We start from the raw sequence: 20,236 nt of genomic DNA on the forward strand, positions 1-20,236 counted from the left end.
GGTGGTCCCCAGGAAATCCGCCGCCCGCGCGCGGTACGCCGCCGGGCTCACGGCGGGGCTGCTCCTCCTGGCCCTCGCCGTGGCCGGCGGCCTCGCCGTGGGCGCGCAGCCCGTGCCCCCGGCCGAGGTGCTCGCCGCACTGCTCGACCCCGACGCCCCGCACGCCTCGATCGTCCGGGAGGTCCGGGTGCCGCGCACGCTGCTCGCTGTCACCGCCGGGGCGGCGCTCGGCCTCGCCGGGGCGGTGATGCAGGGGCTGACCCGTAACCCCCTGGCCGACCCCGGCATCCTCGGCGTCAACACCGGGGCCGCCTGCGCCGTGGTCGCCGCGACCGTCCTGCTCGGTACGCGCTCACTGCACGCCGTCGTCTGGTGGGCGCTGCTCGGGGCGGCGGCCGCGGTGGTGGTCGTGTATCTGCTCGGCGGCCGGGGAGCGGGGCGCGGCACCCCCGAAGGGCTCGTGCTCGCGGGAGTGGCCGTCACCGCCGTGCTCGGCGCGGTCGTCAGCGGGCTCGGGGTGCTGGACGCGGACGCGTACGGGACCCTGCGCATCTGGTCCGTCGGCACCCTCTCCGGCCGCGAACTCCCGGTGCTGTGGGAGGTGTCGCCGTTCCTCCTGGTCGGCGCGGTCCTCGCCCTCACCGTCGCGCCCGCGCTCAACGCCTTCGCCCTCGGCGACGAGGCGGGCCGCGCGCTGGGCGTCGCCCCCGGACGCGTACGCCTGCTCGGGACGCTCGCCACGGTGCTGCTGAGCGGCGCGGCGACCGCCGCGATCGGCCCGGTCGGCTTCATCGGCCTGGTCGCCCCGCACGTGGCCCGCCTGCTGACCGGCCCCGACCACCGCCGCCTGATGCCGTACGCGGTCCTCATCGGGGCCGGACTGCTGCTCGTCGCGGACATCGTGGGCCGGGTGATCGCGCGCCCCGCCGAGATCCAGGTGGGCATCGTGACGGCGTTCGTGGGCGCGCCCGTACTGATCTGGCTGATCGGCCGCAACAGGCGCTCCGCGACGCGGAAGACGAGGGAGACGCGGAAGACGGGGAAGGCGCGGGAGGCGCGGAAGGCGGTGGCGGCGGCATGAGCGCTCCCGCCGAGCCCATGGCCGTACGGGGCCGGGGCCCCGCCCATCGCACCCTCCGGCTCACCCCCGGCCGCCTCTCCCTCCGCATCCGCCCCCGCCCCCTGACCATCACGCTCCTCCTGACCCTCCTCGCGGCGGGCAGCGGGGCGCTCGCGCTCACCCGGGACGGCCTCGTACCGCCGGCCGAAGTGCTGGGCGCACTCTTCGGCGCGGGCTCGGAGCAGGCCGCGTTCGTCGTCCTGGAGCTGCGGCTGCCCCGGGTGGCCCTCGGCCTCGTCGTCGGCGCGGCACTGGGCGCGGCCGGGGCGCTGTTCCAGCAGCTCTCCCGCAACCCGCTCGGCAGCCCGGACATCGTGGGCTTCAACTCCGGTGCGGCGACCGGTGCGTTGCTGGTCCTGCTGCACGGCGACCCGGCGTACGTGGCGGCCGGCGCGGCGGCCGGCGGACTGGCCGCGGCGGTCGTCGTCCAACTCCTCGCCCGGCGCGGCTCGTTCCGGGGCAACCGGCTGATCCTCGCCGGGATCGCGGTCGGCTCGCTGCTCGCCTCGGTCAACGCGTACCTGCTCACCCGGGCCGCCCTCGACCACGCGCAGTCCGCCCAGCTCTGGCTGATCGGCAGCCTCGGGTCCGCCGAACGCCACCAGGTCCTGCCCGCCCTGCTCTGCCTGGGGGGCCTCCTGCTGGCCGCGCTCCCGGTCGTCCGCCGCCTGGACCTGCTGGAGATGGGCGACGCGGCGGCGGGGGGCCTGGGCGTCGACGCGGGCCGCACCCGCGTCCTCGTGCTCCTGATCGCGGTCGGGCTCAGCGCGGTGGCGGTGTCGGCGGCCGGCCCGATCGTGTTCGTGGCGCTCTGCGCACCGCAGTTGGCCCGCCGGCTCAGTCGCGGTACGGGAACGGGGCTGCTGCCCGCCGCCGCGATGGGGGCCCTGCTGCTCTCCGCCTCCGACCTGGTCGCCGTCTCCCTGCCGACGGCGGGCCCGCTCCCCGTGGGTGTGGTCACGGGAGCGCTGGGTGGCGTCTATCTGGCGTGGCTGCTGGGACGCGGGCGGCGGCGCTGAGGACTGCGCAGACCTCTTGCGCGGTCGGCCTCCATCCGGTGAACTGACGTACCGTCAGGAAATGTGGAGTGGAGGGCCGATGCAGACGATCTGGCTCAGCGGTGCGGAATGGCTCGCCGTCCTGCGCATAGGCCTTGGCCTGTGGTGGCTGGAGAGCTGGCGGCACAAGGACAAGAAGGGCTGGTTCGAGCGGGGCACGGGCATCGCCTGGGCGGCGGACGTCGCGGGCAAGCATCGTTGGGGCGTGGTGCGCACGGGCTTCCGGCGGATCGTCGAACCCCGTCCGAAGGTGATGGCGTACGTCGTCGTCTACGCCGAACTGGCCCTGGGGCTCGGCCTGGTGACCGGCTTCCTGACCCCGGTCGCCCTCGTCGCGGGCCTCCTCCTCAACCTCCTCTACCTGGTCCTGATGATCCACGACTGGGCCGAGCAGGGGCAGAACGCGATGATGGCGCTGATCTCGCTGGTGGCCCTGTTCGCCATGGCCTGGCAGACGTGGTCGCTGGACGCGGCGTTCGGGCTGTTCCTGTGAGCCCGGGGACGCCTCCGGGGCGCGCGGCGGGGCCGCGCTTCGATCTGCCCGAGCCGGATGCCTTCACCCGCCCCTACTGGGATGCGGCGGGGGAGGGGCGGCTGTTGATCCGTCGCTGCGCCGGGTGCGGCCGGGCGCATCACTATCCGCGGGAGTTCTGCCCGTACTGCTGGAGCGAGGACGTCGGGTGGGAGCGCGCGAGCGGGGAGGCGACCCTCTACACGTGGTCCGTCGTCCACCGCAACGACCTGCCGCCTTTCGGCGGGCGCGTCCCGTACGTCGCCGCCGTCGTCGACCTCGCCGAGGGGCCCCGGATGATGACGGAGATCGTGGAGTGCGCGCCCGCCGACCTCCGCATCGGGATGGGGCTGACGGTCACGTTCCGGGGCGCGGAGGAGGGCGGGGGCGGGGAGGGCGGCGAGGCCGTGGCGGTCTTCCGGCCCGGATCCTGACCGGCCTGGCGGACCTCGGCCGCTGGATCTCGGTGATCGGCCGGCCGTGCCCGGAAGCCGCCTGTGTGCGGCCGGTGCCTGTGGAAGGGTGGCCGGAGCCACGATTCAGGGGTGCGAGGGGGCGGCGTGCGGCGGTCGGGGGAGATCACGGGCTGGGCGTTCCTGGCGGAAGCGGACGGCGTCCGGCACGCCGGTCTCGCGGTGGGACAGGCGGGGCTCGGGCCGTTCACCGGTGCCGGGGCGGGCGGAAGCCTGGCCACCCTGGCGCAGGTGCGGGGGCTGCCCACGCTCACCTCCCTGGACGCGTTGCCGTTCGGAGGGCCCGTGGACGCCCGGTGGTGCGTCCACCGGGACGCGGAGGGCATCGTCTCCGTCTTCGGCCCCGGCGGCCTGGAGCTGGCCTACGACCTCGACCTGGATCTGCCGCCCGGCTGGCTGGAGTCGGTGGCCGGCACGGGGTCGCTGGTCCTGGTGGTGTCCCATGTGCTGCCGTCCTCCGACGACATGGCCGCCGTGCTGACGTACGAGACACAGCAGGGGATGGTCTGCGCCGGCCGGGTGCGGTTCGGGCCGCCCGGCGACGAGGCCGCCGGGCCGCCCACGTTCACCTACGTCCTCGACCCGGTGTCCGTCCTGCTGGAACTGGTGCTCCACGTACGGGACCGGGTGCTGTCGCTCGACGTGGCCAAGCGGCGGGCGCGTGAGCTGGAACGGGTGCGGCGGAGCCTGGAGGAGGCCCACGAGCTGTCCGCCGGGGCGCTGCTGGACCTGCTGGTCGCGGAGGGGGCCCGGAGCCGGGGCGGAGCGGCCGATCTCCTGTACCTCTACTGGCGGTTGGTGGCCGAGGTCGCCGAGGAGTGCGGGGCGGAGCCCGTCTGGCGGGATGCGGCGCTGCGTACGGTCGAGAGCGCGGCCCCGGTCCTCGCGGAGCGGTGCGAGCGCCCGGTGTTCGAGGACGCCGACGAGCTGGCCGGCCGCCTGATCGAGCGGCTGGAGGGCGCCCCGGGCCTGGCGGCGGCGCTCCTGGCGGCCGCCCGGCTGCGGCTGGCGGCCCGGGGGCCGGAGGACCTGGGCGGCGACGCCTACGCCGGGGAGGAAGGGACGGTACGGGCCGCCCAGCTCACCGCGGACCTGTACCGGTCGCCGCTGTACCGGCCGTGGTTCGGCGGAGCGTGGCCGTTGCGGTTCGATCAGCAGCTGCGCGACGAGGCAGGGCGACTGCTGGCACGGGCCGCCGAGTCGGACGAACGCGAGAGCGGTCCCGGCAGTGCGCTGCGCCCCAGGATCCTGGCCGCGCTGGCGCAGGTGGTCGCGGAAGAGGACGGTGGCGTGGACCGGGCGACCGCGCGGGCCGCGTTCGACGCCCTGCTCGCCGTACGTGCCGCCGCCCCGCCGGATCTGCTGCTCTTCCTCCTCCGGTCGGTGGACGACGCGCCCGCCGGCTTCGCCGACGTGGTGCGCGAGAACGTGTTCGGCTCGGACGTGCCCGCCTTCCTCTCCGCATATGGCGCCGCCGTCGCCGCCCGGACCGTGGACCAGGGGATCAACCTCGCCCGGGAACGCGCCGACCGGCCGCTCCTGCGCGCGGCGCTGGACTGGGCCGACCGCTCTCCCCTGGCCCAGGGCGGCCCCGCGCACCGCCGCCAACGGGCGGAGGCCCGGCTGCACGCCCTGCCCGACGACCCCACCGACTGCCCCGGCCCCGGCCCACTCCCGGAGTCCTTTCCGGCCGACTGGACCCCGGCGCAGCGCTCCGCCGCTCTGCTGCACACGGCCGCCCACGCCCGCGACCGGCGGCAGCCCGCGCTGGGCGCCGCCCTCCTGCGGCAGGCGGGACCGGGAGGCAGTGCGGGGATCAGACTGCTGACGGCGGACCTCTACCGCCTGGCCGTGGAGCAGGGCGAGCCGGTGGCGGGCAGAGTCCCGTTCCCGTGGGGCCACTCCACGTACGCGGCACTCTCCTACGCCTCGCTGAACCAGCAGGATCTGGCCCAGGCATGCCTGCTGCCCGTCCTCCAGGAGATACCGAGGCTCAGCGGCGAGGACCTCAGGAACGCCGTGTACGCGCTCATCGTCGACCTCCCGAACTTCGACACCAGCGGCGCCCCCGCGCTCGGCGAAGTACTGCGCGACCTCGTCCACGCCGCCGTATGGCAACTGACCGTCGAGATCGAGTCGATGCCGGTGGCGCTGATGCTCGGACTCCACCAGGCGGGCAAGGGGCCGGAGGCGGGCGCGTGGCGCCGGATCGACGGCGCGATCACCCGGCCCGCGCACATCGAGAACTACATCGGGAAACTCCGCGCGCTGGAGAGCCCCACCGCTGTCGGCGGTGGGACGGCGAACCTGCTCGACGTGCTGGACGGGGACCACCGCCCCGGCGACGACGGTGAAGGCGATGGCGAAGGCGGCGACGGCGGCGACGACCGCGAGGAGTTCGCCCGTAACCTGCGCCGCCGCATCTCCTCGTTCATCGACGACGAACTGCGCAGCCGCTCGGCGGCGTTCGTGGACGACGAACACCTATGGGCCCGGACCGGAGAACTGCTCGACGACCGTACGGTCCTCCTCACCTGGTTCCTGCCCACCGCGGTGAACGGCGCGGCCGTCCTGCTCGCCGTCACCCGCGAGGGCAGCGCGATCACCGTGCAGCTCGGCGACCCCGAAGACGGCGGACCGGAGGGCGCCGAGGCGTACGCCGACCGGCATCCCGTCGCCGACCTGGTCGAGGCGGTCCGGACGGAGGTCGAACGCGACCCGCTCTTCGGCGAGGTGACCCCGGAGGGGCGCAGGCTGCTGACGGGCCACGAACTGCCGCTCCCCGACGGCGACCAGCTCGCCGCGTGGCGCGCCCGGGGCAAGGACCGTCTCCTGCTCTGGCCGCACGGCGCACTGCACTACCTGCCGGTCGCGCTCCGCGCCGCGGGCGGCCGCATGATCGCCGACGACTGGACCGTCGTCACGGTCGCCGGGCTCGAAGCGCTTCTCCCCGCCGCCGGCCGCGTACGCCCCCGCCGCACGGCGGTCCTCGCCTCCGGGTCCGGTGGCGTCCCCTACGGTCTGCCCGCCGAACCCGCGCTGGAGGAGCACGCCCGGACGGTCGCCGCCGCGGTCGGTGCGCACGCGCTGACCGGTCCGGCCGCCACCCGCGCCGGACTGCTCGCCGAACTCGCCACCGCCGACGTGGTCCACCTCGCCGTCCACGGCACGATGGACCAGGACGCACCCTGGCTGCACTGCCTCTACTTCACGCCCGACGATGACGACGACGGCCGGGTCCTCGCCCACGACTTCCTCGAACTCGACCTGAGCGGCGTACGCCTGGTCACGCTCGCCGCGTGCGAGTCGGCGCTGGGCCGGTTCGACCGGGCGGACAACGTACGCGGCGTCCCGGCCGCCCTGATCACCGCCGGCGTACAGGCCGTCGTCGGCTGCCTGTGGGCCGTCCGCCCCGAACCGGCCACCTACTTCTTCCAGCACCTGCACCGGCAGGCCGACCTCGCCGACGACCCCGAGCAGGCCTTCCGCGCAGCACAGACCGCCACCCGGGCCCGGTACCCCCAATACCGTGACTGGGGAGCGTTCGTCTACCTACTGGGCCGGAGCAAGGGAGCCACCGTATGACCGAGGTCCAGCTGCACGACGTCGCCCTCGTGCCGGAGCGCACGCTCGGCGCCCCGGCGGACGACGGACTGCTCCGCGGCCGGCTGAGCTTCGGCTGGGACCTGCTGCCCGCCGGCCACGCGAGCGCCCCCGCCGACTGGCTCGCGCACGTCGAGGCCACCCCCGGGCGCGTGTACCGGCAGCTGCTGCTGGTGTGTTCCTTCCGCCCGGAGACCCCGCAGACGCCGGGCGCGTTCCGGCACGCCTCCGTGGCCGTCGCCCTCACCACCCCCGACCCCGCCGTACGGCCGGTCGCCCGGCTCATCGACCCGGGTGTACGCACCCGCCCGGCGGCGTCCGGCCCCGGCACCGGACTCAGCTTCACGGTCAGCACCGGCATCGTGGACGTGGGCGTCGAGCGGCAGCCGGAGGCGGGCCCCGGCCGGGAGGAGTGGATCGTACGCGGCCACGGGGCGTCCCAGCCGGACCCGCAGTGGGAGTTCCGACGCCTGCGCCGCGTACCGCTGGCCGGCGATCACCCGGTGGCGGCCCTGGTGGAGCTCGTCCCCGGTGCGGTGAACACGGCGGATGTGATGGTCGCGGCCGAGCTGGAGCACCGCAGCTGGGGCATCCGCCGGTACCGGGCCCGCCTGGGCCCCACGTCCCAAGGCATCACGCTGACCCCGTGACCCGTGACCCGTGCCCCGTGACCCGTGAACCGTGAGCCCTCCCGGCTTCCGGTGCTCACTCCTCCGCCGCGGCAGGGGCCAACTGCGCCAGCACCAGCCCGTGCAGCAGCTCCGGATCCACGAACTCGTCCTCCTCCGGCGCCCCGCACCGCCAGCTCAGCGGGTAGGTGTTGCCCTCCGGGGCGGGGATGCCCACCCACTCGTCGCGCGTGGCCGGCCCGAAGCACTTCACGCCCGGCGGCCAGTCGTACCCCTCGCTCGCGCCCGGCGGAATCAGGAAGTACGTCCACCGCGCCCCCGCCATCTCCCGCACCACCGGACCGGGCTCGCCCTCCGTCAGGGCGGCCAGATGCTGGAGCACGGCCTCGCCCCGGATGCCCCGGAGCCGGATGGCGTCGAAGTGGATACCGGTGAGATGGAGTTGGTGCCCGGCGATGGGTACCCATTCGGGGAGTTTCTTGCTCGTCATGGCTACGAGCATTCCGCCGACTGCGTAGCGTGACCAGCAGGACACGGTCCACATCGACGTGATGTGGGGAGGGTGGTGATGGCTGTGGGGACGAGTGGTGAACTGACGCACGGACGGCGGCTCGTGGGAGAGCTGATCCGTATCCACCGGGTACGGGCCGGGCTCACGCAGAAGGCGGCGGCGGACCAGCTGCTGATCTCGGAGTCCCTGATGGGCGCGGTCGAGCGGGCGGAGCGCATTCCCTCGCGCGACTTACTGGCGGACGCCGAGCGGGCGTTCGGGGCGGACGGGGCACTGGAGGCGTGCTGCGAGCTGGTGGACGAGGAGAAGTACCCCGCGAAGATCCTGGACTGGGTTCGGCTGGAACGGCTTGCGCGCGTCATCAGCGCGTACGAAACGATGGTGATTCCGGGCCTGCTCCAGACCGAGGCGTACGCGCGGGCGTTGTACGAGGCGCGCGTACCGGCGTACACGGAGCAGGAAATCGTCCGGCACGTCGAAGCCCGGATGGAACGCAGTGCGGTGCTGGCCCGGAAGACGCCGCCACGGGTGGGGTACGTCATCGAGGAGGCGATCCTGGATCGCCCTATCGGCGGCGAGGCGGTGCTCAAGGAGCAGCTTCGGCACCTCCTGGAGTGCATGCGCACGATGAACCACCTGACGCTTCAGGTGATGCCGACCCGCCGCCACACGCACGCCGGCCTGAACGGCCCGATGAAGCTGATGGCCACGGAGGAAGGCCGTCCCCTCGTGTACCAGGAAGGGCAAGGGGGCGCTACGTTGATCTCCAAGCCCGAACGGGTCAGTGACCTTTTCGACCTCTTCGGCACCCTGCGTGCGCAGGCGCTCAACCCCTGGGAGTCTGCCGAGTTCATCGAGAAGAAGGTGGCAGAACTGTGAAGACCGGGCCCGGACTGACCTGGTTCAAGTCCAGTTACAGCAACAACGAGGGTGGCGAGTGCCTCGAGGTCGCCTACGACTGGCACAAGTCCAGCTACAGCAACAACGAAGGCGAAGCCTGCGTGGAGGTCGCCACCTGCCCCCACACCGTCCACGTCCGCGACTCCAAGCTCACCGACGGCCCCACCTTCGCCGTCGCCCCGGCCGCCTGGACCGCGTTCCTGGACCACGCCACCGTCAGCGGGGCCGTAACCCCAGGGTGAGGCGGGCCGGGAGCAGCGTCGTCCGGACGTCCGGGAGCGGGTCCATGTGCTCCACGGTGAAGCGGAACCGGGCCACGAGGGTGGACAGGACCGTCGCCAGCTCCAGGTCGGCCAGCGCCTTGCCGACGCACCAGCGGCTGCCGATCCCGTACGGGAGGTACTCCCCGGCAGCCGGCTGGAGCGAGGCCCAGCGGTGTGGGCGGAACGCCATGGGGTCGGTGAACACCGGTGCGGTGCGGTGCATGACGTACGGCGAGATCATGACCGCCGCACCCGCCGGTACGCTCCACCCGCCGCAGGTCTGCTCACCGTTGGCCGTGCGCAGGATCAGCCAGTTGGGCGGCCACAGGCGCAGCGACTCGGCGATCGTCCAGCGCAGGATGTCCGGGGTGTCGGCACCGCTGCCCGGCTTCACGGCGGCTGCGCACTCCTCGGCGACGTCGGGCTCGCGGGCCAGCGCCACCAGCGCCCAGGTGACGGCGGCGGCCGGGACCCGGTAGGAGGCCAGGCCGTTGGAGACCAGCATGCGCACGGTTGCCTCGCCGTCCAGCCCGGCGGCGGCCAGTGAGTCGACGAGGCCGCCCTCGCCCGGCCCGTCGAGTACCCGCCGCAGCTCCGCCTCCAGGTTCTTCTGCGCGCTGACCGAGCGGCGGTAGCGGGGCAGGAAGCGGCGGACGGCGGGCGGGAAGTGGAACGGGCTGCTGATGAGCGGGGTCAGCGCGTTCAGCAGGTCGCCGGTGCGCGGGGCGGCGGCTCCGGCGTCGCGGGTGCCGAAGCAGAAGCGGGCGAAGGAGCGGGCGGAGAGCTGCTCCAGATCGGCGACGGGGTCGGTCACGGAGGGGCGGGCCCGCCACCGGTCGCACAGCCGCTCGGTCTCCTCCGCCAGCCAGGTCCGGTGGGCCTCCAGTGCCAGGGGCGACATGCCCTTCTGCGTGGCACGCCTGCCCCGCATCCACGCCTCGGTGGCCGGGTCGCCCCGCACTCCGCTGACCTCGTCGCGCCGGATGTTGCCGGTGACGAGGAAGTCGGTGTTGGTGCGGCGGAGTACGTCGTGGACGGCGGCCGGGTCGTTCACCAGGACGGTGCCCTCGGTCAGCTCCACCACCGGGCCGTGCCGTTCGACCGAGGCCAGGAGATGGCCGAGTCGGTCCTTCTCGTACTGCTCCATCAGCCCGGCCTGGGTCGCGCCCGTACGGACCGGGGGCCGGGGCAGGGTCTGTTCGGTCAACGTGACACCCCTGGGTCGGAGAACGGCCCGGCCCCGACAGGCGGGGCCGGGCCGTCCAGCAAGCTGACGTACTACCGGTGTTACGGGATCCAGGGGTAGGCCCCGGCGGCTCCCTTGGTCGTGAAGCCGAGCTTGCTCGCAGCCTTGTACAGCATGCGCCTGGCCATCGGACACCTCCTCCGTCATGGGGAACAGTGACGGAGTCAGACATAGCCCAAGGGGGCTGTTGATAAACGGAGTTGCGGGAGAAGTTTCAGTAATTCGCCGTTACGGAAGGAAACTTGACGGGATAACGTGGCTGGGCGAAACGACTGGACCCGCCCGGACCCACCAGGGGGAATTGTTGTGACGGACCCGGCCGCGGTCGATCTCCTCCGCATCGATCCGGACTTCGGTTCCGATCCGTATCCCGCCTACGCCGTGCTGCGGGCCAGGGGGCCCGTCCACGAGATCCGGGTGGGCGAGAAGGACCGATTCTGGCTCGTCGTCGGCCATGACGCCTGCCGTGAAGCGCTCACCGACCCCCGGCTCAGCCGGGACTGGCCGCGTAACGGCCATCTGGCCACCGGCCTCGAAGCCCCGCCCGCCACCGACGGGCCCGGCAATGCCCACATGCTGCTGAGCGACCCGCCGGACCACACCCGACTGCGGCGGCTGGCCGCCCGCGCGTTCACCCCGCGCCGTGTCGCCGCTCTCGCCCCGCGCATCCAGGACGTCACCGACGGGCTGGTGACCGCCATGCTCGCAGCCGAGGGCCGCCGGGCCGATCTCGTGGACGCGCTGGCCTACCCGCTGCGGATGACCGTCATCGGCGAACTGCTCGGCATTCCGGACCTGGACCGGGACGCCTTTCGGCGGTGGTCCGACGAGATCACCGCACCCACCGGCGCGGAGGCGGCGCGGGCGGCCCAGGCGGAGGCGGTGCCGTACCTCGGCGGGCTGATCGCCGCCAAGCGCGCGGCACCGGCGGACGACCTGCTCAGCGACCTGATCCATACGGTCGACGAGGGCGGGGACCGGATGAGCGAGGACGAGCTGCTCTCGATGGCGCTCCTGCTGCTCCTGGCCGGGCACGAGTCCACGGTGAACTTCCTCTGCAAGGGCGTCCGCGCGCTCTTCGCCCACCCCGACCAGTTCGCCCTCCTCCGCAGCGACCTGGACGGCCTTGTGGAGGGCGCGGTGGAGGAGATGCTGCGCTACGACGCCCCGGTGGAGACCGCACCGCCGCGCGTGGCCGTGGAGCCGGTGGAGATCGGCGGCCGGGCCGTCCCCGCGGGCGCCGTGGTCCTGATCGCCCTGGGGGACGCGGGCCGGGACCCGGCCCGCTTCGCCGCACCGGACCGCTTCGACATCCGCCGCACGGCGACCGGGGACCGGGGGCACCTGGCGTTCGGCCACGGTGTCCACCACTGCCTGGGCGCTCCGCTCGCGCGCCTCGAAGGCCGCATCGTCTTCCGCACCCTCCTCGCCCGCTGCCCGACGCTCGGCCCGGACGGGAGGCCGGGGGGCCGGTTCTCGGGGCTCTTCGCCCAGGGGGAACGGAAGGTTCCGGTCCGCTGGTGAGGTGCCGTACGTCCGCTCCGAGGGTTCACAACCCCGGCGCGCCCCACACCGGGAACCACCGCGACAGGTCCTTCTCCACCCGGAGGTCGTCGCCGAGCGCGCCCCGCACCTGGAGCTCCAGTTGGTTGTCCCGCTTCTCGGCGTCGCCGGGGAGCGGGGCGAACGGGTAGAACGTGCCGCGCTTGTAGAGGTAGACGAGCGCCAGGGACCGGCCGTCGGCGCCCTCCCCGTCCCGGAAGCCGATCAGCGAGCAGAGCAGGTGCGGGCCGAAGCCGCCGTCCTGGAGCAGGGTGTTCACCGCGTGCAGGTCGTTGACCAGGCCCGCCGTGTCGTCCGCCGGGTGGGTGGCCAGCAGCCAGGTGTAGCCGTACGCGTCCCGGCTGAACTCCACGGGGATGCCGCCGCGCTCCGTGTCCGCGTCCAGCAGCTCCCGTACGTCCTCCTGGAGGCGCGCGAAACCGCCGCCCTCCACGCCCGCGAAGCAGACCGAGCCCCGGCCGGTCGGGGTGAAGCCGGTGGCGGCCTGGAGGGTGAGGGCGGCCGAAGGGACGGCGAAGAGCTGGTCGAGGTCGGGGCGGACGGGTTTGCTGCGGCCGAGGATGGCGTCGAGCAGGCCCACGGAAACAGCTCCTTAGCGGGACAGGTCGGTGGAGATGCGGGACAGCTGGTCCAGACGCTGTTCCAGCGTCGGGTGCGAGGAGAACAGCCGGCCCAGGCTCTCCTTCGCGGAGAACGCGGGCATGAAGTAGAACGCGTTGTACGGCTCCGCCTTCCGCAGGTCCTCCGTCGGGATGCGGGCCATCTGCCCGCTGACCTTCGTCAGGGCCGAGGCGAGCGCGGAGGGCCGGCCGGTGAGCAGGGCGGCGGCCCGGTCCGCGGAGAGCTCGCGGTAGCGGGAGAGCAGCCGGGTGAGGAGGAAACTGATCGCGTACACGACCGCGCTGATCAGCGGGATGAGGAGGAGCAGGATGCCCGCCGGGTCGTTGCCCGGCCGGCTGCGGGCGAAGCCGCCCCACAGGGCGATGCGGGTGATGATGCCCGCCAGCACTCCGAGGAACGAGGCGATCGTCATGACGGCGACGTCCCGGTGCGCGACGTGCGACATCTCGTGGGCGAGGACGCCCTCCAGCTCCTCCGGCTCCAGTCTGCGCAGCAGACCCGTCGTCGCGCAGACCAGGGCCGTCTTCTCGCTGCGGCCGGTGGCGAACGCGTTCGGTACGTCGCTCTCGGCGATGGCCACCTTGGGCTTCGGCATGTCCGCCAGCGCGCAGATCCGGTCGATGGTGCCGTGCAGCTCGGGGGCCTGCTCGGGGGTGACCTCGCGGGCCCCCATGCCGTACGCGGCGATGCGGTCGCTGAACCAGAACTGGGCGATGAACAGACCGCCCGTGATGATCAGGATGATCGGCCAGGAGCCCCGCAGGGCCGCGAGGAGCACGCCCACGAAGACGACGTAGAGCAGGCCGATCAGGAACATGGTGGTGACCATGCGGCCGGTCAGCCCCCGGTCCGGGGCGTAGCGCGAACGGGCTCGTGGCATCGGTGCCTCCCAACAGCTCACCTCTCACCTGACTCCCATAGTGCCCCTTTACGGTGAGAAGCGGATAAAGATGCTGTCTGCACCGGTCAGGGCCGGGGCCGCGCCGGTCAGGGCCAGAGCAGCTCGCGGGTCCAGTCGCCGCGCTCGGGGCGTCGGTAGCGCAGCCGGATGTGGCGTCGCCGGGCGTCGCCCTGGAAGAACTCGACCTCGGTCGGCTCGACCACGTACCGGGTCCAGGTCGGGGCCTCCGTGTCCGGTTCCGCCCGGGCCCGCTCCCAGGCCGCGTCCGCCGCCCGGTGCAGCTCCGCCACCGAGTCCACGACCTCGCTCTGGGTCCCGGTCAGGGCTGCGGCCAGGGCCCCCGTGGAGCGGGCGTGCAGGTCGGCGTGGCTCTCGGCGGGCGTGCAGCGGACGACCGGGCCCCGGACCCGTACCTGTCGCCCCTGCGCGGGCCAGTAGAAGCCGAGCGCGGCGTACGCGTGGGCGGCGAGCTGGTGGCCCTTGGCGCTGATGGCGTGCGAGGCGAAGTGGAAGCCCCGCTCGTCCGCGTCGTGCAGGAGCAGGGTGCGTACGTCGGGGACGCCGTCGGTGCCGGCCGTGGCCAGCGACATCGCGTGCGGCTCCGGCTGTCCCGCCGCCACGGCCTCGGCGAACCAGGTGTGGAAGAGGGGGAGGGGCGCGGGCGGGGCGGTCGCCGGGTCGAAGGGCGGCAGCTCGGTGTCCCAGACGCGCTGGGCGTGCAGGAGGTCGGGGAAGGGGCGGGTGGTGTGGTCGCTCATGGTGGCCATTGGACCGCATGGGCCTGCCCCCTGTCCGCCGTAGCGCGGTGAGACACACGGAGCTACGCTGGTCCCATGAAGACCATCACGCAGCGGGAGTTCCGTAACAAGTCCGCCGAGGTCATGGACGCGGTCGAGGGCGGCGAGACCTTCCACATCACCCGGAACGGCATAGAGGTCGCCGAACTGCGCCCCCTCAGCCGCAAGAGGCAGCTCGGCGCCGAGGAGCTCGTGGCCCGGCACCGGCGGCTGCCCCGGGTGGACGGCGCGCTGCTGCGCCGCGAGGCGGACGAGTTCTTCGGCGCGGAGGACCGGGTGGGCGACGACGATGTCTGGGAGCGCAACGGTGGCTGAGCGACACCGCGCGGGAGTGCTCGACACCTGTACGTACATCGACCTCGATGTGCTGGAGCCGGAGCGGCTGCCCGTACTGCCCGCCCTCACGGCCCTTTCGCTGGCCGAACTCCAGCAGGGGGTGGCCATGGCGAAGGACCCGCTGGTGCGGGCCGCGCGGATGGAGAAGCTGGGTGCGGCGGTGGCCGACTTCGAACCGCTCCCCTTCGACGCGGATGCCGCCGCACGTTACGGAACCCTCGTCGCTCTCGTTCTCGCGGCGCGTCGCGACCCTCGGCCGCGACGCCTGGACCTGATGATCGCGGCCATCGCGTCGGTCCGGGATCTGCCGCTCTACACGCGGAACGCCGATGACTTCAAGGGGCTGGAGAGTGCGGTCACCGTCGTCGGGCTGTGAGGCAGGAGGGGGGTGGCCTTCTCACCCCCGCCCCAGCACCACCGTCCCCGACGAGCAGAACCAGCCGCCCGTCCCCGACGCCACCGCCAGCTCCGGGAGGCGGCCCCCGGCCTTGCGCACCTGGCGCTCGCCGGCCTCGCCGCGCAGTTGCCGTACCGCCTCCACCAGCAGGAACAGCCCGCGCATCCCGGGGTGGCAGGCGGACAGGCCGCCGCCGTCCGTGTTCACCGGGAGCTCGCCGCGCAGCCCGGTGCGGCCCTTCTCGACGAACGCGCCGCCCTCGCCCTTCGCGCAGAAGCCCAGGTCCTCCAGCGTCACCAGCGTCATGTACGTGAACGCGTCGTAGATCTCGGCCAGGTCGATGTCGGCGGGCCGCACCCCGGCCCGTTCGAAGGCCAGGCGGCCGGAGACGGAGGCGGGGGAGACCGTGAAGTCCTCCCACTCGGACATCGTGGAGTGCGAGACGTGCTCCCCGGTCCCCAGGATCCACACCGGGTCCTTCGCCGTGTCGGGGACGTACTCCTCGGCGGCCAGCAGCACCGCGCACCCCCCGTCGCTGCGGATACAGCAGTGCAGCTTGGTGAACGGGTCCGCGATCATCGGGCCCGAGAGGACGTCGTCGACCGTGATCGGGTCCCGGAACATCGCCTCCGGGTTCGCCGCCGCGTTCGCCCGCGCCGTCACCGCCACCTCGGCGAGCTGCTCCAGTGTCGTGCCGTACTCATGCATGTGGCGGCGGGCGGCCATCGCGTACTTGGCGATCAGCGAGTGCCCGTACGGCACCTCGAACTGCAGCGGTCCGCGCGCCCCGAACGACAGGTTCGACGTGCGGCGGCCCGCCTTGACGTCGGCCCGGGCCGTCGACCCGTAGACGAGGAGGACGGCCTCGGCGCGGCCCGCCGCGATGGCGTCGGCCGCGTGGGCGGCCATCACCTCCCAGGTGGAGCCGCCCACCGCCGTGGAGTCGACCCAGGTGGGCCGCAGCCCCAGATACTCGGCGACCTCCACCGGGGCGAGCGTCCCGAGACCCGCGGAGGCGAAACCGTCGACGACCGAGCGGTCGAGGCCGGAGTCGGCGAGCGCACGGCGGGCGGCCTGGGCGTGCAGCGCGTACGGAGTGGCGTCGTCGACGCGACCGCAGTCCGCGAGCGATACGCCGACGACGGCGACCTTGCGCGGACGGCGCGAGACGGCAGGGGCGGCGGAGGCCGAAGCGAGCGTCATGAATCTGACGGTACATCAGATGGCGGCCTCCGTAACCGGGTGCGCTCAACGGCTTCCCTCCCCCGTACGTGTGCGCAACCCTGGGAATTCCCGTACCCCGCACCTAATATGACGGCTCGTCAGATCAGGGGCCGCCGGTCCCTGGGTGGAAGGAGCCCGCAGATGGACGCCGCCTTCACCGCGGAACAGCACGAGATCCGCCGCACCCTGCGCGAACTGCTCGCCCGGAGCGCGGGACCCGGCGCGATCCCCGCCGCCGTGTCCACCGCCGAGGGCTACGACCCGGTCCTGTGGCGCAGACTCGCCGGGGACCTCGGGCTGCCGGGCCTCGCGGTCGCGGAGGAGTACGGCGGGGCCGGCTGCACGGCCACCGAGCTGGCCCTCGCCTGCGAGGAGACCGGGCGCGCGCTGCTCCCCTCGCCGCTGCTCGCCACCGCCGCCCTCGCCGCACCCCTGATCGCCGCCCTCGGCACCCCGGACCAGCGGGCCGCCCTGCTGCCTCGGATCGCCGACGGCACCCTGACCGCGGCCCTCGCCGTCCCCGGCGGCTCGCTCGCCACGGCCCTCGGCCTCACCGGCGACAACCGCGACGGCACGTGGGCGGGCGGCGGCCGGGCCGGCGGCATCCAGGCCCACGGGTCCGGGTCCGGAGGCGGTGAGGGCGGCGGGCGGCGGCTCTACGGGGAGGCCGACCGGGTCCTGGACGGGCACAGCGCGGGCCTGCTCCTGGTCGCCGCCCACGCCGGGGGCTATCCGCGCAGCCGTACGCTCCTGTTCCTGGTGGACGCCGGCACGGGCTCCGACGTGGGTTCAGGCACGGGCTCCGACGTGGGCACCGGCTCCGGCACCGGCTCCGGCTCCGGCGTGGGCTCCGGCGTGGGCTCCGGCGTGGGCTCCGGCGCGGCGGGGCTGGTGCGCACCCGGCTCACCGCCCTCGACGAGACCCGCCCGCTCGCCCGCGTCGAACTGCGCGACACCCCGGCCGTACTCCTCGGCGCGGACGACACCGTCGACGCGGCCGACGCGCTCGCCGCCGCCGGGCGCACGGCCGCCGCGATCCTCGCCGCCGAGGCGGTCGGGACGGCGGCGAGCGCCCTGGAGCGGACCGTGGAATATGTGAAGGAGCGCAAACAGTTCGGCAGGGCCGTCGGCTCGTTCCAGGCCGTCAAGCACCGCCTAGCCGACCTGTACGTACGGGTCGAGGCGGCCCGCTCCGCCGCGTACCACGCCGCCCGGGAGCCGGAGGCCGGGCCGCTCGCGCTCGCCCAGGCCCTGGAGGCGGCCCGGATCACCACCGGGGAGGCCGTCCAGCTGCACGGCGGCATCGGCTTCACCTGGGAGCACGAGGCGCACCGCTACCTCAAGCGGGCGGCGGGCGACGAGCTGCTCTTCGGCCCGGTCCACCGGCTGCGCGACCACGCGGCGCGGCGGGCCGGCCTCTTCGGGCCCGACCGGATGCCGCTCGCCGCAGCGCCCGGGGCGGGCGTCCGATGACGCGGGGTGCGCGCCTCGTCCAGAAGGTCTCCTCGACCCGTGCCTTCGCGCGGACGGCCCCGCACGTGGTCCCGGCCCTGGACCGGGCCGTGCACCGGCTCACCCGGGGAAAGGTGCTGCTCAGCGCCCGGATGCTGCCGGGGCTCGTCCTCACGGTGCCCGGGGCGCGCACGGGCCGGCCGAGGACCACACCGCTGGCCTGTATGCCGGAGGGGGAGGCGGAGAGCGCCTGGATCCTGGTCGGCAGCAACTTCGGCCGTACGGGGCATCCGGCCTGGACCGCGAACCTGCTGGCCCGCCCGGACGAGGCCGTCGTCAACTGGCGCGGCCGGGACATCCCGGTGCGCGCGACCCTGCTGGAGGGCGAGGAGCGGGCCCGGGTGTGGGAGGCCGCGCTCGCGTTCTGGCCGCCGTACGCCGCGTACCAGCGACGGATCGAGCGTCAGATCCGGCTGTTCCGGCTGGAACGCCGGTAGCGGCTCGGCTCGGCTTGGCTCGCTCGCCGGGGGCCGCTTCCCGTGCGTGGGGGGCCGGTCCTGCGGGAACGCCGACGGCGGACCACCCGCAGGGGTGCGTGGGTGGTCCGCCGTCGGTGAGACAGGACGTGGGGCGTCCGGGCGAGCGGGTGCCCGCCCGGCGGCGAGGGGCGTCCGGGGCCGGTGGGCCTCCCGCGCCCGTCGGCCTACTTCGTCGGCTTCTTGCCGGTGATGCCGAGGTGCACCAACAGGGCGAGGTTGGGCCGCAGTTCGGCCTGCTTCACACCCCAGGTGGTGAAGCCCTTCTGGTGCGAGGCGACCGCCGCCAGCATCGCCACCAGGGAGCCCGCCATCGCCGCAGGGCTGACGTCCTTGTCGACCTTGCCCTTGCTCTGGAGCTCCTTCACGGAATCCGTGAGGGAGTTGGTGACCGAGTTCAGGATCTTCATGCGGATCTTGTAGAACCGCTTGTCCCCCTCGGCCGCGCCGAGGTCGATCACGCGGAGGATCGCGTCGTTGTGCCGCCAGAAGTCGAGGAATCCCTCGACGAGTTGCTCGGAGGTCGCCCAGCCGGCCTTGCCGACCCAGGAGCGCCCGGCGACCAGTTCGGTCAGTCCGGCGCCCTCCTTGGCGACTTCCTCGGCGATTTCGAGGACGGCGCCCTCCACATCGGGGAAGTACTGGTAGAAAGTCGCGGGTGAAGTCCCGGCCTTCCGGGCGACGTCGATGACTTTGACGTCCCGGTACGGCGAGGAGCTGAGCATCTCGCTGAGGCAGTCGAGCAGCTTCTGCCGCGTCGCCTGACCGCGTCGGCCGGCCACGCGGCCGTCGACGGTGCGTACTTGTCCTGTCATGCCGTCAGCTTACCGAGGGGTGATGGGAGCGCGATTCGGCCGACTGCAAATGGGGAACGCCGCAGGACCTGCGGGGTGCGCGGGGCCGGGAGCGGCGGTTTTCGGCCGCAGTGCGCGAGGCCTTCTGAGCTGGGGGCGTCGCCCGGCGTAAATGTTATCAACAGCCTGTGGACAACTTCGGTGGACAACTTTCGTCCACATGGTGGGCGCACCCTTCATCAATCGGTCAAAGGTTCTCTTTAGGTGCACACCTGCCGCGCTTCGGGGCGCGCGGGGCCGGGGGCGACGTTACGTTGACTGTGACGGGCGTCACTGCTACGGAAGGACCCGGTCCCATGGCCGCATTCGCGCATTCCGCGCCGTGCTGGGCGGACGTGCAGCTCTCCGACCTCGAAGCGGGCAAGCGCTTCTACGGCGGGCTCTTCGGCTGGACCTTCCGGGCGGGCGACGGCATGCCCTTCGCGGACGCGCTCAGCGACGGCCGGCTGGTCGCCGCGCTCGCCGCCAAGAAGGACGGCCGGATGCCCACGGCCTGGGGCGTCTACTTCGCCACCGACGACATCCGGGCCACCGTCGCCGCGATCCGCGAGCACGGCGGCCAGATCATCACCGACCCGGTACGGGCGGGGCGCGCCGGGATCGTGGCCGAGGCGGCCGACCCCGGGGGTGCGGTCTTCGGGCTCTGGCAGGCGGAGGAGCGCACGGGCTTCGAGAAGCAGAACGACCCCGCCTCCTTCTGCTGGACCGAGGTCTACACCCGGCAGCCGGACCGGGTGGATCCCTTCTACGAGAAGGTCTTCGGCTTCCACGGCACCGACCTGGAGGAGGCGGGCCACGATGTCTCCGGCGATGCCGAGGCGCTCGTCGATTTCCGGATGTGGTCCCCCGAGGGCGCCGAACCGGGCCCGGACACCGCCGTCGGCGGCCGCAGCGTCATCACGGACGCGTTCCCCGCCGAGATGCCGAGCTACTTCCTCGTCTACTTCGCCGTCGCCGACTGCGACGCCGCCGCCGAACTCGCCGTACAGCTCGGCGGCCGGGTGGCCCAGCCGCCCTTCGACATCCCCTCCGGCCGGATGGCCGTCCTGCACGACGACCAGGGGGCCGCCTTCGCCGTACTGCAGCCCAGCGAGCTGCTTCCGTAACCCGGTGTGGGCGGATACCGCCCGAAGTGGGGTGAGACACCCCCATCCGCCCCCGGGTTCGCAACCGACGCCCGGGCCAGGAAGAATCGGGGTGCGTACCGCCAGGTGATGCCCAGTGGTGAGACCCTGCACAGG

At 73.5% G+C, this 20,236-nt stretch carries 21 protein-coding genes; 14 read left to right on the forward strand and 7 right to left on the reverse strand.

Going from position 1 to position 20,236, the window contains the following annotated elements; all coding sequences use genetic code 11:
- The first annotated feature begins 1 nt into the window (after nucleotide 1).
- The 6 genes from ACIQPT_RS09080 (at nucleotide 2) to ACIQPT_RS09105 (ending at nucleotide 7,415) form a co-directional block, all read left to right on the forward strand.
- The gene (locus tag ACIQPT_RS09080; protein ID WP_401154246.1) at nucleotides 2-1,081 is read left to right on the forward strand and encodes a FecCD family ABC transporter permease; all 1,080 of its coding nucleotides are present in this window, start codon (nucleotides 2-4) and stop codon (nucleotides 1,079-1,081) included.
- On the forward strand, nucleotides 1,078-2,139 hold the full coding sequence (locus tag ACIQPT_RS09085) for a FecCD family ABC transporter permease (protein ID WP_401154248.1): 1,062 nt from the start codon (nucleotides 1,078-1,080) through the stop codon (nucleotides 2,137-2,139). Before ACIQPT_RS09080 ends, ACIQPT_RS09085 begins: the two co-directional genes overlap by 4 nt.
- A 79-nt stretch (nucleotides 2,140-2,218) precedes the next feature.
- A complete protein-coding gene (locus ACIQPT_RS09090) occupies nucleotides 2,219-2,671 on the forward strand; it encodes a DoxX family protein (protein WP_401154250.1) in 453 nt (150 codons plus the stop codon).
- Nucleotides 2,668-3,123, forward strand: coding sequence for a Zn-ribbon domain-containing OB-fold protein (locus ACIQPT_RS09095; protein WP_401154252.1), 456 nt, complete (start codon nucleotides 2,668-2,670; stop codon nucleotides 3,121-3,123). The genes ACIQPT_RS09090 and ACIQPT_RS09095 overlap by 4 nt, the downstream gene beginning before the upstream one ends.
- Before the next feature lie 126 nt (nucleotides 3,124-3,249).
- Entirely contained in the window at nucleotides 3,250-6,747 is a 3,498-nt protein-coding gene (locus tag ACIQPT_RS09100) for a CHAT domain-containing protein (protein WP_401154254.1), read from the forward strand.
- Complete coding sequence (locus ACIQPT_RS09105; protein WP_401154255.1) at nucleotides 6,744-7,415, forward strand: hypothetical protein; 672 nt, start codon at nucleotides 6,744-6,746, stop codon at nucleotides 7,413-7,415. Before ACIQPT_RS09100 ends, ACIQPT_RS09105 begins: the two co-directional genes overlap by 4 nt.
- Before the next feature lie 55 nt (nucleotides 7,416-7,470).
- On the opposite strand, the gene ACIQPT_RS09110 is transcribed toward ACIQPT_RS09105, so the two are convergent.
- Nucleotides 7,471-7,884, reverse strand: coding sequence for a hypothetical protein (locus ACIQPT_RS09110; protein ID WP_401154257.1), 414 nt, complete (start codon nucleotides 7,882-7,884; stop codon nucleotides 7,471-7,473).
- Nucleotides 7,885-7,962: 78 nt separating this feature from the next.
- Between ACIQPT_RS09110 and ACIQPT_RS09115 the strand changes: the two genes are divergently transcribed.
- On the forward strand, nucleotides 7,963-8,784 hold the full coding sequence (locus ACIQPT_RS09115; RefSeq protein WP_401154259.1) for a Scr1 family TA system antitoxin-like transcriptional regulator: 822 nt from the start codon (nucleotides 7,963-7,965) through the stop codon (nucleotides 8,782-8,784).
- On the forward strand, nucleotides 8,781-9,047 hold the full coding sequence (locus tag ACIQPT_RS09120) for a DUF397 domain-containing protein (protein WP_401154261.1): 267 nt from the start codon (nucleotides 8,781-8,783) through the stop codon (nucleotides 9,045-9,047). The genes ACIQPT_RS09115 and ACIQPT_RS09120 overlap by 4 nt, the downstream gene beginning before the upstream one ends.
- On the opposite strand, the gene ACIQPT_RS09125 is transcribed toward ACIQPT_RS09120, so the two are convergent.
- Complete coding sequence (locus ACIQPT_RS09125) at nucleotides 9,022-10,275, reverse strand: cytochrome P450 (protein ID WP_401154263.1); 1,254 nt, start codon at nucleotides 10,273-10,275, stop codon at nucleotides 9,022-9,024. The two genes, ACIQPT_RS09120 and ACIQPT_RS09125, sit on opposite strands and share 26 nt — an antisense overlap.
- Nucleotides 10,276-10,620: 345 nt before the next feature.
- Between ACIQPT_RS09125 and ACIQPT_RS09130 the strand changes: the two genes are divergently transcribed.
- Nucleotides 10,621-11,838 carry a cytochrome P450 gene (locus ACIQPT_RS09130; protein ID WP_401154265.1) on the forward strand — a complete coding sequence of 406 codons (1,218 nt, stop codon included), beginning with the start codon at nucleotides 10,621-10,623 and terminating at the stop codon, nucleotides 11,836-11,838.
- A 25-nt stretch (nucleotides 11,839-11,863) separates the two neighbouring features.
- Here the strand turns inward: ACIQPT_RS09130 and ACIQPT_RS09135 are convergent, their stop codons facing one another.
- From ACIQPT_RS09135 to ACIQPT_RS09145, 3 genes are all read right to left on the reverse strand, one after another.
- Nucleotides 11,864-12,457 (reverse strand): hypothetical protein, encoded by a 594-nt coding sequence (locus ACIQPT_RS09135; protein WP_401154266.1) that lies wholly within the window; start codon nucleotides 12,455-12,457, stop codon nucleotides 11,864-11,866.
- Between the two features lie 12 nt (nucleotides 12,458-12,469).
- Nucleotides 12,470-13,378 carry a zinc metalloprotease HtpX gene (htpX, locus tag ACIQPT_RS09140; RefSeq protein WP_018510731.1) on the reverse strand — a complete coding sequence of 303 codons (909 nt, stop codon included), beginning with the start codon at nucleotides 13,376-13,378 and terminating at the stop codon, nucleotides 12,470-12,472.
- A gap of 107 nt (nucleotides 13,379-13,485) precedes the next feature.
- Complete coding sequence (locus tag ACIQPT_RS09145) at nucleotides 13,486-14,166, reverse strand: pyridoxal 5'-phosphate synthase (RefSeq protein ID WP_401154268.1); 681 nt, start codon at nucleotides 14,164-14,166, stop codon at nucleotides 13,486-13,488.
- A gap of 66 nt (nucleotides 14,167-14,232) precedes the next feature.
- On the opposite strand from ACIQPT_RS09145, the gene ACIQPT_RS09150 reads away from it, so the two are divergent.
- On the forward strand, nucleotides 14,233-14,511 hold the full coding sequence (locus ACIQPT_RS09150; RefSeq protein WP_205085975.1) for a type II toxin-antitoxin system Phd/YefM family antitoxin: 279 nt from the start codon (nucleotides 14,233-14,235) through the stop codon (nucleotides 14,509-14,511).
- A complete protein-coding gene (locus ACIQPT_RS09155; protein WP_401154270.1) occupies nucleotides 14,504-14,908 on the forward strand; it encodes a type II toxin-antitoxin system VapC family toxin in 405 nt (134 codons plus the stop codon). The genes ACIQPT_RS09150 and ACIQPT_RS09155 overlap by 8 nt, the downstream gene beginning before the upstream one ends.
- A gap of 21 nt (nucleotides 14,909-14,929) precedes the next feature.
- Here ACIQPT_RS09155 and ACIQPT_RS09160 read toward each other — a convergent pair whose 3' ends face one another.
- Nucleotides 14,930-16,132 (reverse strand): thiolase C-terminal domain-containing protein, encoded by a 1,203-nt coding sequence (locus ACIQPT_RS09160; RefSeq protein ID WP_401154272.1) that lies wholly within the window; start codon nucleotides 16,130-16,132, stop codon nucleotides 14,930-14,932.
- Between the two features lie 162 nt (nucleotides 16,133-16,294).
- Here ACIQPT_RS09160 and ACIQPT_RS09165 point away from each other — a divergent pair, with 162 nt between their 5' ends.
- Nucleotides 16,295-17,626, forward strand: a complete 1,332-nt coding sequence (locus ACIQPT_RS09165) for an acyl-CoA dehydrogenase family protein (protein WP_401154274.1) — start codon at nucleotides 16,295-16,297, stop codon at nucleotides 17,624-17,626.
- On the forward strand, nucleotides 17,623-18,102 hold the full coding sequence (locus tag ACIQPT_RS09170) for a nitroreductase/quinone reductase family protein (RefSeq protein ID WP_401154276.1): 480 nt from the start codon (nucleotides 17,623-17,625) through the stop codon (nucleotides 18,100-18,102). The genes ACIQPT_RS09165 and ACIQPT_RS09170 overlap by 4 nt, the downstream gene beginning before the upstream one ends.
- A gap of 206 nt (nucleotides 18,103-18,308) precedes the next feature.
- On the opposite strand, the gene ACIQPT_RS09175 is transcribed toward ACIQPT_RS09170, so the two are convergent.
- Entirely contained in the window at nucleotides 18,309-18,956 is a 648-nt protein-coding gene (locus tag ACIQPT_RS09175; RefSeq protein ID WP_030579228.1) for a TetR family transcriptional regulator, read from the reverse strand.
- Between the two features lie 335 nt (nucleotides 18,957-19,291).
- Between ACIQPT_RS09175 and ACIQPT_RS09180 the strand changes: the two genes are divergently transcribed.
- Nucleotides 19,292-20,101: a VOC family protein gene (locus tag ACIQPT_RS09180; RefSeq protein ID WP_401154278.1), complete on the forward strand. Its 810-nt coding sequence runs from the start codon at nucleotides 19,292-19,294 to the stop codon at nucleotides 20,099-20,101.
- Nucleotides 20,102-20,236: the final 135 nt, after the last annotated feature.

Source organism: Streptomyces sp. NPDC091289 (genome assembly GCF_044757365.1).
Taxonomy (GTDB): domain Bacteria; phylum Actinomycetota; class Actinomycetes; order Streptomycetales; family Streptomycetaceae; genus Streptomyces.

Excerpts from the sequence above, each read along its gene's own strand:
- ACIQPT_RS09145 (WP_401154268.1), bottom strand. The coding sequence starts at position 14,166 with ATGGCCACCATGAGCGACCACACCACCCGCCCCTTCCCCGACCTCCTG.
- ACIQPT_RS09105 (WP_401154255.1), top strand. The coding sequence starts at position 6,744 with ATGACCGAGGTCCAGCTGCACGACGTCGCCCTCGTGCCGGAGCGCACG.
- ACIQPT_RS09150 (WP_205085975.1), top strand. The coding sequence starts at position 14,233 with ATGAAGACCATCACGCAGCGGGAGTTCCGTAACAAGTCCGCCGAGGTC.
- ACIQPT_RS09175 (WP_030579228.1), bottom strand. The coding sequence starts at position 18,956 with ATGACAGGACAAGTACGCACCGTCGACGGCCGCGTGGCCGGCCGACGC.
- ACIQPT_RS09115 (WP_401154259.1), top strand. The coding sequence starts at position 7,963 with ATGGCTGTGGGGACGAGTGGTGAACTGACGCACGGACGGCGGCTCGTG.
- ACIQPT_RS09170 (WP_401154276.1), top strand. The coding sequence starts at position 17,623 with ATGACGCGGGGTGCGCGCCTCGTCCAGAAGGTCTCCTCGACCCGTGCC.
- ACIQPT_RS09085 (WP_401154248.1), top strand. The coding sequence starts at position 1,078 with ATGAGCGCTCCCGCCGAGCCCATGGCCGTACGGGGCCGGGGCCCCGCC.
- htpX (WP_018510731.1), bottom strand. The coding sequence starts at position 13,378 with ATGCCACGAGCCCGTTCGCGCTACGCCCCGGACCGGGGGCTGACCGGC.
- ACIQPT_RS09180 (WP_401154278.1), top strand. The coding sequence starts at position 19,292 with ATGGCCGCATTCGCGCATTCCGCGCCGTGCTGGGCGGACGTGCAGCTC.
- ACIQPT_RS09165 (WP_401154274.1), top strand. The coding sequence starts at position 16,295 with ATGGACGCCGCCTTCACCGCGGAACAGCACGAGATCCGCCGCACCCTG.
- ACIQPT_RS09090 (WP_401154250.1), top strand. The coding sequence starts at position 2,219 with ATGCAGACGATCTGGCTCAGCGGTGCGGAATGGCTCGCCGTCCTGCGC.
- ACIQPT_RS09160 (WP_401154272.1), bottom strand. The coding sequence starts at position 16,132 with ATGACGCTCGCTTCGGCCTCCGCCGCCCCTGCCGTCTCGCGCCGTCCG.
- ACIQPT_RS09110 (WP_401154257.1), bottom strand. The coding sequence starts at position 7,884 with ATGACGAGCAAGAAACTCCCCGAATGGGTACCCATCGCCGGGCACCAA.